At 31.1% G+C, this 12675-nt stretch carries 12 protein-coding genes; 4 read left to right on the forward strand and 8 right to left on the reverse strand.

Annotated features, from left to right (window positions below; genetic code table 11):
* The first annotated feature begins 275 nt into the window (after positions 1-275).
* Complete coding sequence (locus D6200_RS11260; protein ID WP_047787975.1) at positions 276-1013, forward strand: LytR/AlgR family response regulator transcription factor; 738 nt, start codon at positions 276-278, stop codon at positions 1011-1013.
* Entirely contained in the window at positions 1014-2936 is a 1923-nt protein-coding gene (locus tag D6200_RS11265) for a tetratricopeptide repeat-containing sensor histidine kinase (protein WP_073182302.1), read from the forward strand.
* Here the strand turns inward: D6200_RS11265 and dinB are convergent.
* From dinB to trhO, 4 genes are all read right to left on the reverse strand, one after another.
* Positions 2933-4015, reverse strand: coding sequence for a DNA polymerase IV (dinB, locus tag D6200_RS11270; RefSeq protein WP_073182301.1), 1083 nt, complete (start codon positions 4013-4015; stop codon positions 2933-2935). The genes D6200_RS11265 and dinB overlap by 4 nt on opposite strands.
* 88 nt (positions 4016-4103) lie before the next feature.
* Complete coding sequence (locus tag D6200_RS11275; protein ID WP_073182300.1) at positions 4104-4334, reverse strand: ferredoxin; 231 nt, start codon at positions 4332-4334, stop codon at positions 4104-4106.
* On the reverse strand, positions 4334-5581 hold the full coding sequence (locus D6200_RS11280; protein WP_073182299.1) for a peptidase U32 family protein: 1248 nt from the start codon (positions 5579-5581) through the stop codon (positions 4334-4336). The genes D6200_RS11275 and D6200_RS11280 overlap by 1 nt, the downstream gene beginning before the upstream one ends.
* Positions 5581-6612, reverse strand: coding sequence for an oxygen-dependent tRNA uridine(34) hydroxylase TrhO (gene trhO / locus D6200_RS11285; protein ID WP_073182298.1), 1032 nt, complete (start codon positions 6610-6612; stop codon positions 5581-5583). The genes D6200_RS11280 and trhO overlap by 1 nt, the downstream gene beginning before the upstream one ends.
* Before the next feature lie 226 nt (positions 6613-6838).
* Between trhO and D6200_RS11290 the strand changes: the two genes are divergently transcribed.
* Both D6200_RS11290 and D6200_RS11295 read left to right on the forward strand, forming a co-directional pair.
* Positions 6839-7846: an aspartate-semialdehyde dehydrogenase gene (locus D6200_RS11290; RefSeq protein WP_073182297.1), complete on the forward strand. Its 1008-nt coding sequence runs from the start codon at positions 6839-6841 to the stop codon at positions 7844-7846.
* Positions 7847-7911: 65 nt separating this feature from the next.
* On the forward strand, positions 7912-8565 hold the full coding sequence (locus D6200_RS11295) for an HD domain-containing protein (protein ID WP_073182296.1): 654 nt from the start codon (positions 7912-7914) through the stop codon (positions 8563-8565).
* Positions 8566-8764: 199 nt separating this feature from the next.
* On the opposite strand, the gene D6200_RS11300 is transcribed toward D6200_RS11295, so the two are convergent.
* From D6200_RS11300 to D6200_RS11315, 4 genes are read right to left on the reverse strand one after another with little or no spacing between them, the layout of a single operon-like run.
* Complete coding sequence (locus D6200_RS11300) at positions 8765-9547, reverse strand: enoyl-CoA hydratase/isomerase family protein (protein ID WP_073182295.1); 783 nt, start codon at positions 9545-9547, stop codon at positions 8765-8767.
* Between the two features lie 7 nt (positions 9548-9554).
* Positions 9555-10967: a sensor histidine kinase gene (locus D6200_RS11305; protein WP_073182294.1), complete on the reverse strand. Its 1413-nt coding sequence runs from the start codon at positions 10965-10967 to the stop codon at positions 9555-9557.
* Between the two features lie 50 nt (positions 10968-11017).
* The gene (locus D6200_RS11310) at positions 11018-11488 is read right to left on the reverse strand and encodes a hypothetical protein (protein ID WP_073182293.1); all 471 of its coding nucleotides are present in this window, start codon (positions 11486-11488) and stop codon (positions 11018-11020) included.
* Positions 11489-11490: 2 nt separating this feature from the next.
* The gene (locus D6200_RS11315; protein WP_047787964.1) at positions 11491-12642 is read right to left on the reverse strand and encodes a DNA polymerase III subunit; all 1152 of its coding nucleotides are present in this window, start codon (positions 12640-12642) and stop codon (positions 11491-11493) included.
* Positions 12643-12675 lie beyond the last annotated feature (33 nt).

A 12675-nucleotide genomic window follows, 5' to 3' on the forward strand; every position in this document is an offset into this window, starting at 1 on the left:
AAAAACACCACTTTAAAGTGGTGTTTTTATAACTTAATATCATTATTGATTAATCCCCCAATTTATCAATATGATTCCCCTTGTGTATTACACTACAAATATCATATAAAAGAATCTTTTTTAGAGTAAAGGATGTATAAATGGTGTGCTTTTATGTGTAAATGGTAAAAAATATATACAGAAATCATTTAGCTTTAATTTTTTGTAACAAAAGCTATGCTTGACATTTCTTTTTTAAAATATTATCTGTTACATTTGGTACAAATGTATATAAAATGTTGAGAGCAGTTATAGTTGATGATGAACCTAAAGCAATACAAGGACTTTCTTGGGAATTGTCAACCTTTGAAAATGATATAGAAATCATAGAAACATTTACAATAGCAGAAAAAGCAATTAAATTTATTAACGAGAATACTATCGATTGTCTTTTTTTAGATATTGAAATGCCTACGATGGATGGGTTTCAATTACTAGAAAAATTAGAGAATAAAAATTTCGCTATAATCATTACTACAGCATATAATGAGTATGCTATAAAGGCTTTAAAAAACCAAGCTATAGATTATTTGCTGAAACCTATTGATTCCGATGATTTGGAAGAAACAATAGGAAGAATTAAACAACATTATAAGAAGAATAATAATACTGAAAAGGTAGAAAAAATATTATCAAGTTTTAATAAAAAATTTAATAGAAGAAAGATTACCATTAATACTGATGGAAAATTAGTTTTTCTAGCTCAAGATGAGATTTTATTTGTAGAATCTGATGGTAATTATTCAACAATATATACTACAGGAACTAATAAAAAAATAGTAGTAACAAAAAAACTAAAAGAAATAAATCAATTACTCCCCGAAGATCATTTTTTTAGAATACACAACTCATATATTATTAACTTGAATAAAATAAAAGAATTTTTGAAGTCTGACGGCTATGTTGTGTTAGAAAATAACCATAAGATTCCTGTTTCTAGACAGAGAAAATCTGATTTTCTTGAGAAGTTTTAAATGAAAAAATTAATAATTACAACCTTTTTATTTTTCATTGTTTTTTTGGGGTTTTCACAAAGAGACAAAAACACAATAGATAGTTTAATTAAATTAGCTACTGAAAAAAAAATAGATAATTATTATGACTTACAGCGCCTTTTTAAACGTAAAAACTTTGAGGAAGAAGAAATAACTTTTCTTTTAAATAAAAGTAAAAAAGTAGGTTATAAATTAGGGGAAATACATGCCTATAACTTGTTAGGTAAATATTATCGAAATAATTCTTTTTTTGATAGTTCTATAAAAAGCCATATTAGAGCACTTGATTTATCAAAAGAAATTAAGGATGTAAACGCAGAAATTGTTACCTTAAATCAAATAGGCGTAGTATATCGACGACAAGATAAGATTAGGAGTGCATTGAATTATCATCAAATGGCACTGGAGTTAGCTGATAAGATTGAGTTTCCTGATGTTGATACTAAAATTAGTATTAGTATATCAAATAATAGTATTGGTAATATATACTTAGCTCTTAAACAATATCAATTAGCATTAGAAAAGTTTAAAAAATCAATTTTAATTCAAGAAAAAACAAATGATAAAAGAGGTTTAGCTATTAATCATCAAAATATAGGGCTTGCTTTCCAAAACCTTGGTGATATAGATGCTGCTTTGGAACATTATAATAAATCATTACAATATAATGTTGAAAATAATTCGAGTATAGGTAAGGTAATTTGTCATACTAGTATTAGCAAGGTTTTATTATTACAGGGTAAATATAAGGAGGCATACAAATACATAAACGAAGTAGTATCTGTTTCTGAAGGTATTGGTAATCATTATTATACTTCAGATGTCTATGTTACATTTGGAAGCGTATTATTAAAATTAGATAGTTTAGATAAAGCAAAAGTATACTTAGAAGAAAGTTTAGAAGTTGCTAATAAACATAAAATTCCATCAGGAGTAAACCATTCTAATCTATATTTATCAGAATTATATGAAAAAAAGAAGAATTATGAAAAAGCATATAGCTTTTATAAAAAAGCTATAGAAGGAGAGAGAAAAACATTTAACGATAAGAACATTTTATACGTTAATAACCTTATTAATAAGTATGATAATGAAGTAAGTAATAATAAAATAAAGAGTCTAGCAAAAGAGAATGAAATAGCTAAATTAAAACTATTAAGAAATAGAAATGTTTTAATTATAGCATTAGTTTCAATAGCTTTATTAGGGGTGTTATTATACTCAATTTACAGGCAACGCTTATTGAATAATGATAAGAAAATACTAATGTTAGAGCAAGAAGCTCTAAGAATTCAAATGAATCCACACTTTGTGTTTAACGCATTAAATTCAATAAAACTATACGTTATTAATAATGAGCAGAAAAATGCTGTATATTACTTAAATAAGTTTTCAAAACTAATTCGAAGTATTTTAGAATCTTCATCTGTAAAGGAGGTAACATTAAGTGAAGAACTAAAAACAATGAATTTATATATGAGTATTGAAAATATTCGATTATCTAACGAAGTAAACTATATAGAAAAAGTAGATGAAGGTGTAAATATTGAAAGAATAAAAGTTCCACCACTTATATTGCAACCTTTCTTAGAAAATTCTATTTGGCATGGACTTTCATCTAAGAAAGGAAAAAAAGAAGTTTCGTTGTCAGTTACAAAAATATCAGACGAATTTATACAAATTGATATTGTAGATAATGGAATTGGTAGGGACGCGGCTATGAAAATTAGAAAAAACAAGTCGCTAAATCGCAGATCTATAGGTATAGATTTAACCAAAGAACGATTACGAAACTTTGCCAACGAATATGCTAATAATTATTCATTAATTTATACAGATATAATTGACAAAGAAGGAAACCCTAAAGGCACCAAAGTTTCGTTGAAAATACCAATACTTTAAAAATCAAATCGTAACTGTACCCAAACAGGTTCAGTTTTCTCTGTGTTTAAATTACTAAAAGAAATTCCTAATAACCTAACAGAGTTATTAAGTGTATCTTGGTACAATAACTCTTTTACAATAGGGTAGAACTCTTTTTTAAATTGTAGGTAATGGTTGGTAGTTTTACTACGTGTTTGTTGCGTAAAATCACTGTATTTAATTTTAAGAGTTACGGTTTTTCCCTTAGTATTTGATTTTTTCATTCGACGTTCTAGTTCGTCAGCAATTTTATCAAGACGTTCTAACATAAAAACCTCTGAAGATAGATTTTCTCTAAAAGTAGTTTCAGCAGCGATTGACTTTCGAATTCGATTAGGTTTTACTGCTGAATTATGAATGCCTCTAACAATATTGTAATAATGTACTCCCGATTTTCCAAACAACTTGGAAAGCTCTTCTAATGATTTTTGTTTTAAATCTAGGCCTGTAAAAATACCAAGGTTATGCATTTTTGCAGCGGTAACTTTACCTACTCCATAAAACTTATTCACAGGAAGTTGCTCTAAAAATTCAAGAACCTCTTCTGGATTAATAGTTTTCTGTCCGTTAGGTTTATTAATGTCTGAAGCTACTTTGGCTATAAATTTATTAATAGAAATTCCTGCGGATGCTCGTAGCTCTAATTCTTCCCAAATTCGTTGACGAATTTCTTGGGCAATCATACTAGCCGACGGATTTCCTTTTTTGTTTTCAGTAACATCTAAGTAAGCTTCATCTAGCGATAGAGGTTCTACCAAATCGGTATAATCGTAAAATATCTTCCTAATTTTAGAAGAAATTTCTTTGTAACGATCAAATCTAGGAGGTACAAAGATGATGTGTGGACATTTTTGTTTAGCCAACACACCACTCATGGCAGAACGAACTCCAAATTTTCTAGCTTCGTAACTGGCAGCAGAAACCACACCTCGTATCTCACTACCACCCACAGCAACTGGTTTTCCTCTTAGTTCAGGATTATCCAATTGCTCAACAGATGCATAAAAAGCATCCATATCTACATGAATAATTTTACGAAAAGGAGGTTGTAATTCCATTCTGTAAAAATAACAAAAGCCCTCGTAAGAGAGCTTTTTGTTAGTCTTGATTCTTTTTTCTAACAGCGAAGCGGTCTTTTCTCTAAAACTATACTTGTTTTACTTCAATAATTTTAACAGGACAGGCCTTTTTTGCTTCATAAGAAGCTTCAAAAATACTATCATCGTGTGATTTTATGGTAAAGAAACCTTTTTTTTCTGTAGAATGTAATAAAACAGATTTTCCATCCTTTTTAGACATTTGAAATTGTGCTGGAGCTAACTCTACACAATAATTACAGCCAATACATTTGTTTCTTTGTAACGTAATTACAACCATTAATTTTTAGCAAATTCAGTTTTTACAATTTTGTATAATTTATCTGATGGACGAATTCTGAAGTCTAGTTTCATAGTAACTTCATCACCCTTGGTAGCAGTTTGTGCTTCCTTATCATTTACAAACATGCTTTTTAATTCCATTTCTTGAGTACCTGTAGTAGGTCCTGTGATTAGAATAGTATCGCCAATTGCTAAATCGTATGCTTCAATTTTAAACTCACCTATTTCAGCTTTAGGAAAATAGTGCATTCCTTTTCCTAAGTATACTTTCTTTTGAGTAGCGTGTGAACCAGGTTCTTTGCTCCACTCTCCTAATTTTTGACCTAAGTAATATCCATTCCAAAAACCACGATTGTATACTTTTTCCAATTCTTGCATCCAGCTAATAACCTTCTCTTTATCGTAAGTTCCATTGTGTAAACTATCAATGGCATCACGGTAACATTTGATAACTTTAGCTACATATTCAGGAGCACGACCGCGACCTTCAATCTTCAATACTTTAATCCCAGCATCTGCAACTTGATCTAAGAAATCGATAGTACATAAATCTTTTGGAGACATGATGTACTCATTATCTAATTCCATTTCAAAACCAGATTCTTGATCAATCACTGTATATTTTTTACGACAATTTTGTTTGCAGGCTCCTCTATTTGCAGATGAGTTGTGTGAATGCAAACTCATATAACATTTCCCAGAAACAGCCATACAAAGTGCTCCGTGACCAAAAATTTCAATTTCTAACAAACGACCAGAAGGTCCTTTGATTTCTTCTTTTTCAATTTGTTCGGTAATCTTTTTTACTTGACGTAAACTCAATTCTCTACTCAATACCACAGTGTCAGCAAACATGGCATAAAACTTAACCGTTTCGATATTGGTAATGTTAATTTGAGTAGAAATGTGGACTTCCATACCTTCTGCTCTAGCCATTGCAATTACAGCTTGATCCATTGCAATTACCGCAGTAATATTAGCTTCTTTGGCTCTTTTGATTAAAGTTTTTACAATCGATAAATCATGATCATAAACAATCGTATTTAAAGTCAAATAGGTACGAACATTTTTTTCTGAACATCTACGTGATATTTCTTCTAAATCATCTAAGGTAAAATTAATAGATGCTCGAGCACGCATATTTAATTGCTCCACACCAAAATATACTGAATCACATCCATTGTCTAAAGCTGCCTGTAACGATTCAAAATTACCAGCAGGAGCCATTAACTCAATCTTTTGCATTACTTTTTAAATTTTAAAGCTTCTGAACGTCCTTTTTTAAATATCTTATTGCTTGCGTGTTTCCCTTTACGCAATTCTTTTTGCTCTTCGTATGGTAAATGAATGATGTCTTGACATTCAGGAGAACAGGTGTTTTCCATTTTTTCAGCACATTCATCACATTGAATGAATAATAAGTGACAACCTTCGTTAGCACAATTGGTATGTGTGTCACAAGGTTTTCCACATTGATGACAATTGGCAATTACATCATCAGAAATTTTTTCAGCTCTTCGGTGATCAAAAACAAAATTCTTACCTAAAAACTTGTTTTCTAAACCTTCTGATTTTACCTGACGAGTATATTCAATAATTCCACCTTCAAGTTGGAAAACATTTTTAAAGCCTTTATGTTTGTAGTAGGCAGAGGCTTTTTCACATCGAATTCCACCTGTACAATACATTAATAAGTTTTTATCTTCTTTATGGTCTTTTAAATCTTCTTCAATAATATCTAACGAGTCTCTAAACGTATCAACATCTGGGGTTACTGCACCATCAAAATGTCCAATTTCACTTTCGTAATGGTTACGCATATCTACACAAACCGTATTTGGATCTGCTAGCATTTCATTAAACTCTTTTGCATTTAAATGAACTCCTTTGTTAGTAACGTCAAAAGTGTCATCGTTTAATCCGTCAGCAACAATTTTGTTACGAACTTTTACTTTTAGTTTTAAAAACGATTTATTATCGTGCTCAATAGCTACGTTTAAACGAATTCCATTTAAAAAAGAAATACTATCTAGTTGTTTTTTTAACGCTAGAAAGTTTTCTGAGGGAACAGATATTTGAGCATTGATTCCTTCGTATGAAACGTATGTTCTTCCTAAAACATCTAGTTCGTTCCATTCAAGGAATAATTTATTTCTAAATAAAGTTGGGTTTTCTATCTTATGATATTGATAGAATGAGATAGTAATACGGTCTTTACCCGCATCATCAATTAATTTAGCGCGTTCTTCTGCGCTTAACTTGTTGTACAGTTGCATGCTATACTTTTTTAAGTTAAACAAAAATGTTGTGGTTTTTCTAGAAAACCGGTGCAAATGTACTGATTTTTTGATTTTTACTGTTTAAAACAATACTATTTAAGCCTAAATGGTATATTTTTTAAATTTTAACGTATTTTTTCTAACAAAAGAGATACAACCAATTTGTTTTTTTTAAACCTTTGTAGCATACAAACAATAAATTTTATACTCAAAAATCAAAAAAATGAGAGTAGCAGTGGTAGGAGCTACCGGAATGGTAGGTAATGTAATGTTACAAGTATTGGCAGAACGTAATTTTCCAGTAACAGAATTAATTCCTGTTGCGTCAGAGCGTTCAGTAGGAAATCAAATTGAGTTTCAAGGAACAAATTATACAGTAGTAGGTTTACAAACGGCAGTAGCTATGCAACCAGACATTGCATTGTTTTCAGCAGGTGGAGATACCTCTTTAGAATGGGCTCCTAAATTTGCAGCTGTTGGTACAACGGTAATTGATAACTCATCTGCTTGGAGAATGGATCCAACGAAGAAATTAGTTGTTCCAGAAATTAACGGAGATGTATTAACCAGTGAAGATAAAATCATTGCAAACCCAAATTGTTCTACGATTCAATTGGTAATGGCATTAGCTCCGTTACACAAAGAGTATAAAATGAAGCGTGTGGTAATTTCAACGTATCAATCAGTTTCGGGAACTGGTGTTAAAGCGGTTCGTCAATTAGATAATGAAGAAGCGGGAGTTGAAGGCGAAATGGCATATCCGCACCCTATTGGAAGAAATGCATTACCACATTGTGATGTATTTTTAGAAAATGGATATACTAAAGAAGAAATGAAGCTGGTAAAAGAACCTAAAAAGATTTTACGAGACGATTCTTTTGCAGTAACAGCTACAGCGGTTAGAATACCTACAGCTGGAGGGCATTCAGAATCGGTAAATGTTCAATTTGAAGGCGATTTTGAATTAGACAAAGTACGTGAATTACTTGGTAAAACTAATGGTGTGGTTGTACAAGATGATGTGCAAAATAATGTATACCCAATGCCTATTTTAGCAAATAATAAAGATGAGGTTTTTGTGGGTAGGATTAGAAGAGATGAATCTCAACCAAATACGTTAAATATGTGGATTGTTGCTGACAACTTGCGTAAAGGAGCGGCAACTAATACAGTTCAAATAGCAGAATATTTAGTGGCTAAGGGCTTAGTTAAGCCATCGGTTATTGCTTAGTATAAATTTATAATAATACGTTTAAAATCCTGTGCTTGTATGTGCAGGATTTTTATTTTTGAAATATGAACAGAGAACAAATAATACAGAATACTATTGAGTTTGTAAAAGAGACCTTGAAAGGAGCAGAAGGAGGACATGATTTTTTTCATATTGAACGTGTATATAAAAACGCCTTATTAATTGCAAAAAATGAAAATGTTGATGAGTTTGTGGTTTCTTTAGGTGCATTGTTGCATGATATAGCGGATAGTAAATTTCATAATGGTGATGAAACTGTTGGTCCGCAAAAAGCAAGAGTTTTTCTTGAAAGTCAACAAGTATTAGAAGAAATAATTACTCATATAGAAAAAATTATCACCAATATCTCTTTTAAAGGAGGAAACTTTAAACAAAGTTTCACTTCTCCTGAGTTAAATGTTATCCAAGATGCAGACCGATTAGATGCCGTAGGGGCTGTTGGAATAGCTCGTTGTTTTAATTATGGTGGATTTAAAAATAGAGAATTATACAATCCAGAAATTCCTCCTAATTTAAAAATGACAAAAGAAGAATATAAAAAATCAACAGCGCCTACTATTAATCATTTTTATGAGAAATTATTGTTGTTAAAAGATAAAATGAATACTACAACAGGAAAAGCAATCGCGGAGCAAAGACATGCTTATATGGAAGGTTTTTTAGAACAATTCTATAAAGAATGGAATGGAATTATTTAGTATTTATTATGTTTAGAATGTAAAATATATGTTATTTTAATAAAAATTTTATGTTAAAATTTGGATGTTGTTGAATTTAGTATATATTTGCTTCAGTTAATAACCCCCATTTTATTAATGTAATCCCCTTATTGTAAAAATAGCATCTAAGTTTTAATTTAGATGCTATTTTTTTGTAGTTGTTTCTTTAGTAAAAAAATTACTTTCCTGGAAATTCAGGTTTACGTTTTTCTAAAAAAGCAGTAGTCCCTTCTTTAAAGTCTTCAGTTCCAAAACAGTTTCCAAACTCTGTAATTTCGCTTTCAAAACCATTCACACCGTCTTTAAAATTATCATTTACAGCTTTAATTGCTGCACTAATGGCAACAGAAGAGTTACGCATAATTTTTGAAGCTATTTTTTGAGCTAAAGGTAATAATTCTTCTTGCGAAGTTACATGGTTTATCAATCCAGTTTCTTTAGCTTCATCAGCAGAAATCATACCTGCTGTCATAATTAACTCCATGGCTTTTCCTTTACCTACTAATTGAGGCAAGCGTTGTGTTCCGCCATAACCAGGGATAACTCCTAAAGAAACTTCAGGTAGCCCCATTTTAGCATTGTCTGAAGCTACTCTAAAATGACAAGCCATTGCTAATTCTAGTCCGCCACCTAAAGCAAAACCATTTACAGCAGCAATAACAGGAGTTGATAAATTTTCAACAAAGTCAAATAAGATTTCCTGTCCTTTTCTTGCTAACATTCCTCCTTCTTCAACAGAGAAATGTGCAAATTCAGAGATGTCTGCCCCAGCAACAAATGCTTTTTCTCCACTACCTGTGATAATAATTACTTTAATAGTAGCGTCTTCTTCCAAGGCTTTAAAAGCATTATGAAGCTCTTCAATAGTAGCTTTGTTTAAAGCGTTTAATTTTTTTGGTCGGTTAATGGTAATAGTTGCTAATGCATTAGTTTGTTCAACTAAAATATTTTCAAAATTCATATTATGTTTATGTTTTAGGTAATATTACAGTAAAAACAGTTCCAACCCCTTTAGTTGAAGTAAAGGATATTGTACCGTCATACGCTTCAATTATATTTTTTATGATAGATAGTCCTAAGCCCATTCCACTAGTTTTAGTAGTAAATTTAGGCTCGAAAATTAACTCCTTATTTTCTTCGCTAATACCTTTTCCGTTATCAGAAACTGTTATTTTAACACTATTTCCTTCAGAAGCAACTTTAACTTCTATTTTAGGGTTTTTATCAGTGTCTTTTATTGCTTGAATTGAGTTTTTAACTAAGTTCGTGACAATTCGTATCAACTGTGTTTTGTCTAAACTGGCATACAACTCTTTTTCTTGGGGGAAATAATGTATGTAATCTTCAGTAAAAATATCTAAAGAATGTTTAACGATATCAACTACATTTAACTTTTCTCTACGTTGTGTAGGCATTTTAGCAAAATCAGAAAAAGCTGAAGCAATAGAACTCATTACATCAATTTGCTGAATAAGTGTTTCGCTGTATTCAGACATTTTTTCTTTGATATTAGGATCTTCTGGATTGAATTTTCTTTCAAAACTTTGTACTGACAAGCGCATAGGTGTTAACGGATTTTTAATCTCGTGAGCTACCTGTTTGGCCATTTCTCTCCAGGCTTGTTCTCGCTCACTTTGCGCTAGTTTTACAGCACTTTCTTCTAACTGGTCAATCATGTTGTTATAAGCGGCAACCAGCGAATTGATTTCTGAACTAGCAGAGTTTAAAGTAATTTTTTCGTTACGCTTATTTAAACGGGTCTCGTTTATTTTTTGCGAGATAGTTTGAATGGATCTAGTAATATAAGTTGATAAAAAGTAAGCTAAAACAATGGCAATAATGAGCATTAGCAAATAAACTAATGATAGACGAGAAATAAACTCTCGTAGTTCATGTTTTTGCTCTTCATTATCTTGTGCAATTTGTAATTCTAAAATTCCAATCCTTTTAAAACGAGGGTCGTTTAAGTAAGTGTATGAAGATTGGTAAGTGATACCTTTTTCAGTTCTACTTTTTAAAATTTTATGATTTGAGTTGTTGGCTAAATCTTTAACAGTTTCATTAGGAAGATCTTGTCCTTCTTTTTTATCAAAATTATAAGGAATGGAAGATTTTAGCAACTTTCCATCCATATCATACATAGAAATTGTAAGTTTATGAACGTATGCTATATCGTAAATTCTATCTTGAAAAATTTTAGCTAAATTCTCAGTAGTTACTGGATATGTGGTTCTGCGTTTGAGTTCTATTTCAATGTCTTGTTTTGTAGAAAACTCTTTACGTTCAAAACGTGCAGTATTATAATCTTTTGTTTGCTCATCATATTGGTATATGGTAACCATTACAATTAAAATTGATGCCAATAGCACTAAAAGTATCATTGACAGGAAAATTCTAATTCGAAGTGATATGTTATTGAAAATACGCAATTTTATAATTCAATTTTTTTAGTTCTCATAAGCAAAGTATCATCTGTTTCTCCATCATTATCCCAGTCATAAGTAGAGGTAGCGCTAAAACCATTGTTAGTTTGTGTAATTTTATACCAAGCTTGTACTTGCTTTCCTAAATACGGATAATCAACAAATAAACTATCTCCACTAGTTTTCCACTTACCGTTAGTTTCACCAACTTTTTTCCCATCGGCTTGTACAAACCATGCAGAAAAAGTACCATCGCTGTTATAGGTAGATTGTGCTTTTCCTGAATTAGGTTTGCTAAAATCGTCTTCAAAAACAGAAGTGCTATCGGTTTCGTTGGCAGTTAAATATTCAATTTTCAAATATGTTGTTTCCCAATTTCCAACCAAATATTCTTGTAATTGCGGTCCTTTTTTTTCTTGTTTACAAGAAACAAAAAGTATTCCGAAAATAAGCGCGGTAATTATGTGTTTTGTTTTCATGGTTAAGATTGGATTTTTTCTTCTTTAGTGTGTAGAAGACGCGTTAGTTTAATAGATAAATCTAACAAAATAATTTTAGCATTTCCGTTTCTTTCAATATGATACTGTGCGTCACTTACTTCTTTTTCTATGATTAAGATATTAGCACTATGAATAAACGGAGCAAATTTTGCGAGTTCGAAGTTTGCAGACTGAGTTTCTAAAAAAACTAAATCTGGCGTTCCGTAATTTAGAAGTAAAGCTTGCCTAAAAAATTGCAAACAATATTGTAAGAATTGTTTTTGAGTTTCTCTACCAGATTTAGCAATTTCTTCAGACCAACCAATTAAATCTTGAATAACAGCGGCATTTCCTTTGGCTCTAAATGCAGCCCTAATCCAAGTAATAAACCATTGTTCAAAAACTAAATCGTTTGAATTGTTGTTTAAAATGTGTAGAGCCTTGTTATAATTCCCTTCTGATTGATGAGCAATCTTTATTGCTTCGTTCTCTGATATTTCTTTTTGTTGTGTTAGAGCATTGGCTATGTCACTTTCACTTAGTGCTGGGAAGTGCAATGCCTGACATCGAGATTTTATGGTATTAATAATTTGCTCTTCATCTTCAGTAATAAGGATGAAAATAGTTTTACTAGGTGGCTCTTCAATCAGTTTTAATAATTTGTTAGAGGCGGCAATGTTCATCTTTTCTGCCATCCAAATAATCATTACTTTAAAACCACCTTCGTATGATTTTAACTGTAATTTTTTTACAATGTCTTCCGCTTCATCAACACCAATTTGTCCTTGTTTATTTTCAACACCAATATGTTGTAACCAATTAAACAAACTTCCATAAGGTTGCTCCTCTATAAAAGACCTCCAATCATCTAAAAATAAATTACTAACTGGGTGCTTTTTAACAGAATCATTTGTAGTTACAGGAAACGCAAAATGTAAATCTGGATGCTGTAGTTTGCTACATTTAATATTACAAGCTTCTATATTGTCGGAGAAGTTACATAATAAGAATTGAGCGTAGGCAATTGCCATTGGTAAAGTACCACTACCTTCTTTACCAACAAAGAGTTGTGCATGCGGAATTCTGTTATTTTCAGCCGATTGCTGTAGGTGGTTTTTTATATGTTCTTGCCCAAGAATATCGTCGAAAGTCATACTACAAATATAAGATATCAAATAGAGAGAGCA

This window comes from Tenacibaculum mesophilum, from assembly GCF_003867075.1.
GTDB classification, from domain to species: domain Bacteria; phylum Bacteroidota; class Bacteroidia; order Flavobacteriales; family Flavobacteriaceae; genus Polaribacter; species Polaribacter mesophilus.

Bases quoted from the DNA above. Each gene is read 5' to 3' on its own strand.
- D6200_RS11260 (WP_047787975.1), top strand. From the start codon at position 276: ATGTTGAGAGCAGTTATAGTTGATGATGAACCTAAAGCAATACAAGGA.
- D6200_RS11265 (WP_073182302.1), top strand. From the start codon at position 1,014: ATGAAAAAATTAATAATTACAACCTTTTTATTTTTCATTGTTTTTTTG.
- dinB (WP_073182301.1), bottom strand. From the start codon at position 4,015: ATGGAATTACAACCTCCTTTTCGTAAAATTATTCATGTAGATATGGAT.
- D6200_RS11275 (WP_073182300.1), bottom strand. From the start codon at position 4,334: ATGGTTGTAATTACGTTACAAAGAAACAAATGTATTGGCTGTAATTAT.
- D6200_RS11280 (WP_073182299.1), bottom strand. From the start codon at position 5,581: ATGCAAAAGATTGAGTTAATGGCTCCTGCTGGTAATTTTGAATCGTTA.
- trhO (WP_073182298.1), bottom strand. From the start codon at position 6,612: ATGCAACTGTACAACAAGTTAAGCGCAGAAGAACGCGCTAAATTAATT.
- D6200_RS11290 (WP_073182297.1), top strand. From the start codon at position 6,839: ATGAGAGTAGCAGTGGTAGGAGCTACCGGAATGGTAGGTAATGTAATG.
- D6200_RS11295 (WP_073182296.1), top strand. From the start codon at position 7,912: ATGAACAGAGAACAAATAATACAGAATACTATTGAGTTTGTAAAAGAG.
- D6200_RS11300 (WP_073182295.1), bottom strand. From the start codon at position 9,547: ATGAATTTTGAAAATATTTTAGTTGAACAAACTAATGCATTAGCAACT.
- D6200_RS11305 (WP_073182294.1), bottom strand. From the start codon at position 10,967: ATGATACTTTTAGTGCTATTGGCATCAATTTTAATTGTAATGGTTACC.
- D6200_RS11310 (WP_073182293.1), bottom strand. From the start codon at position 11,488: ATGAAAACAAAACACATAATTACCGCGCTTATTTTCGGAATACTTTTT.
- D6200_RS11315 (WP_047787964.1), bottom strand. From the start codon at position 12,642: ATGACTTTCGACGATATTCTTGGGCAAGAACATATAAAAAACCACCTA.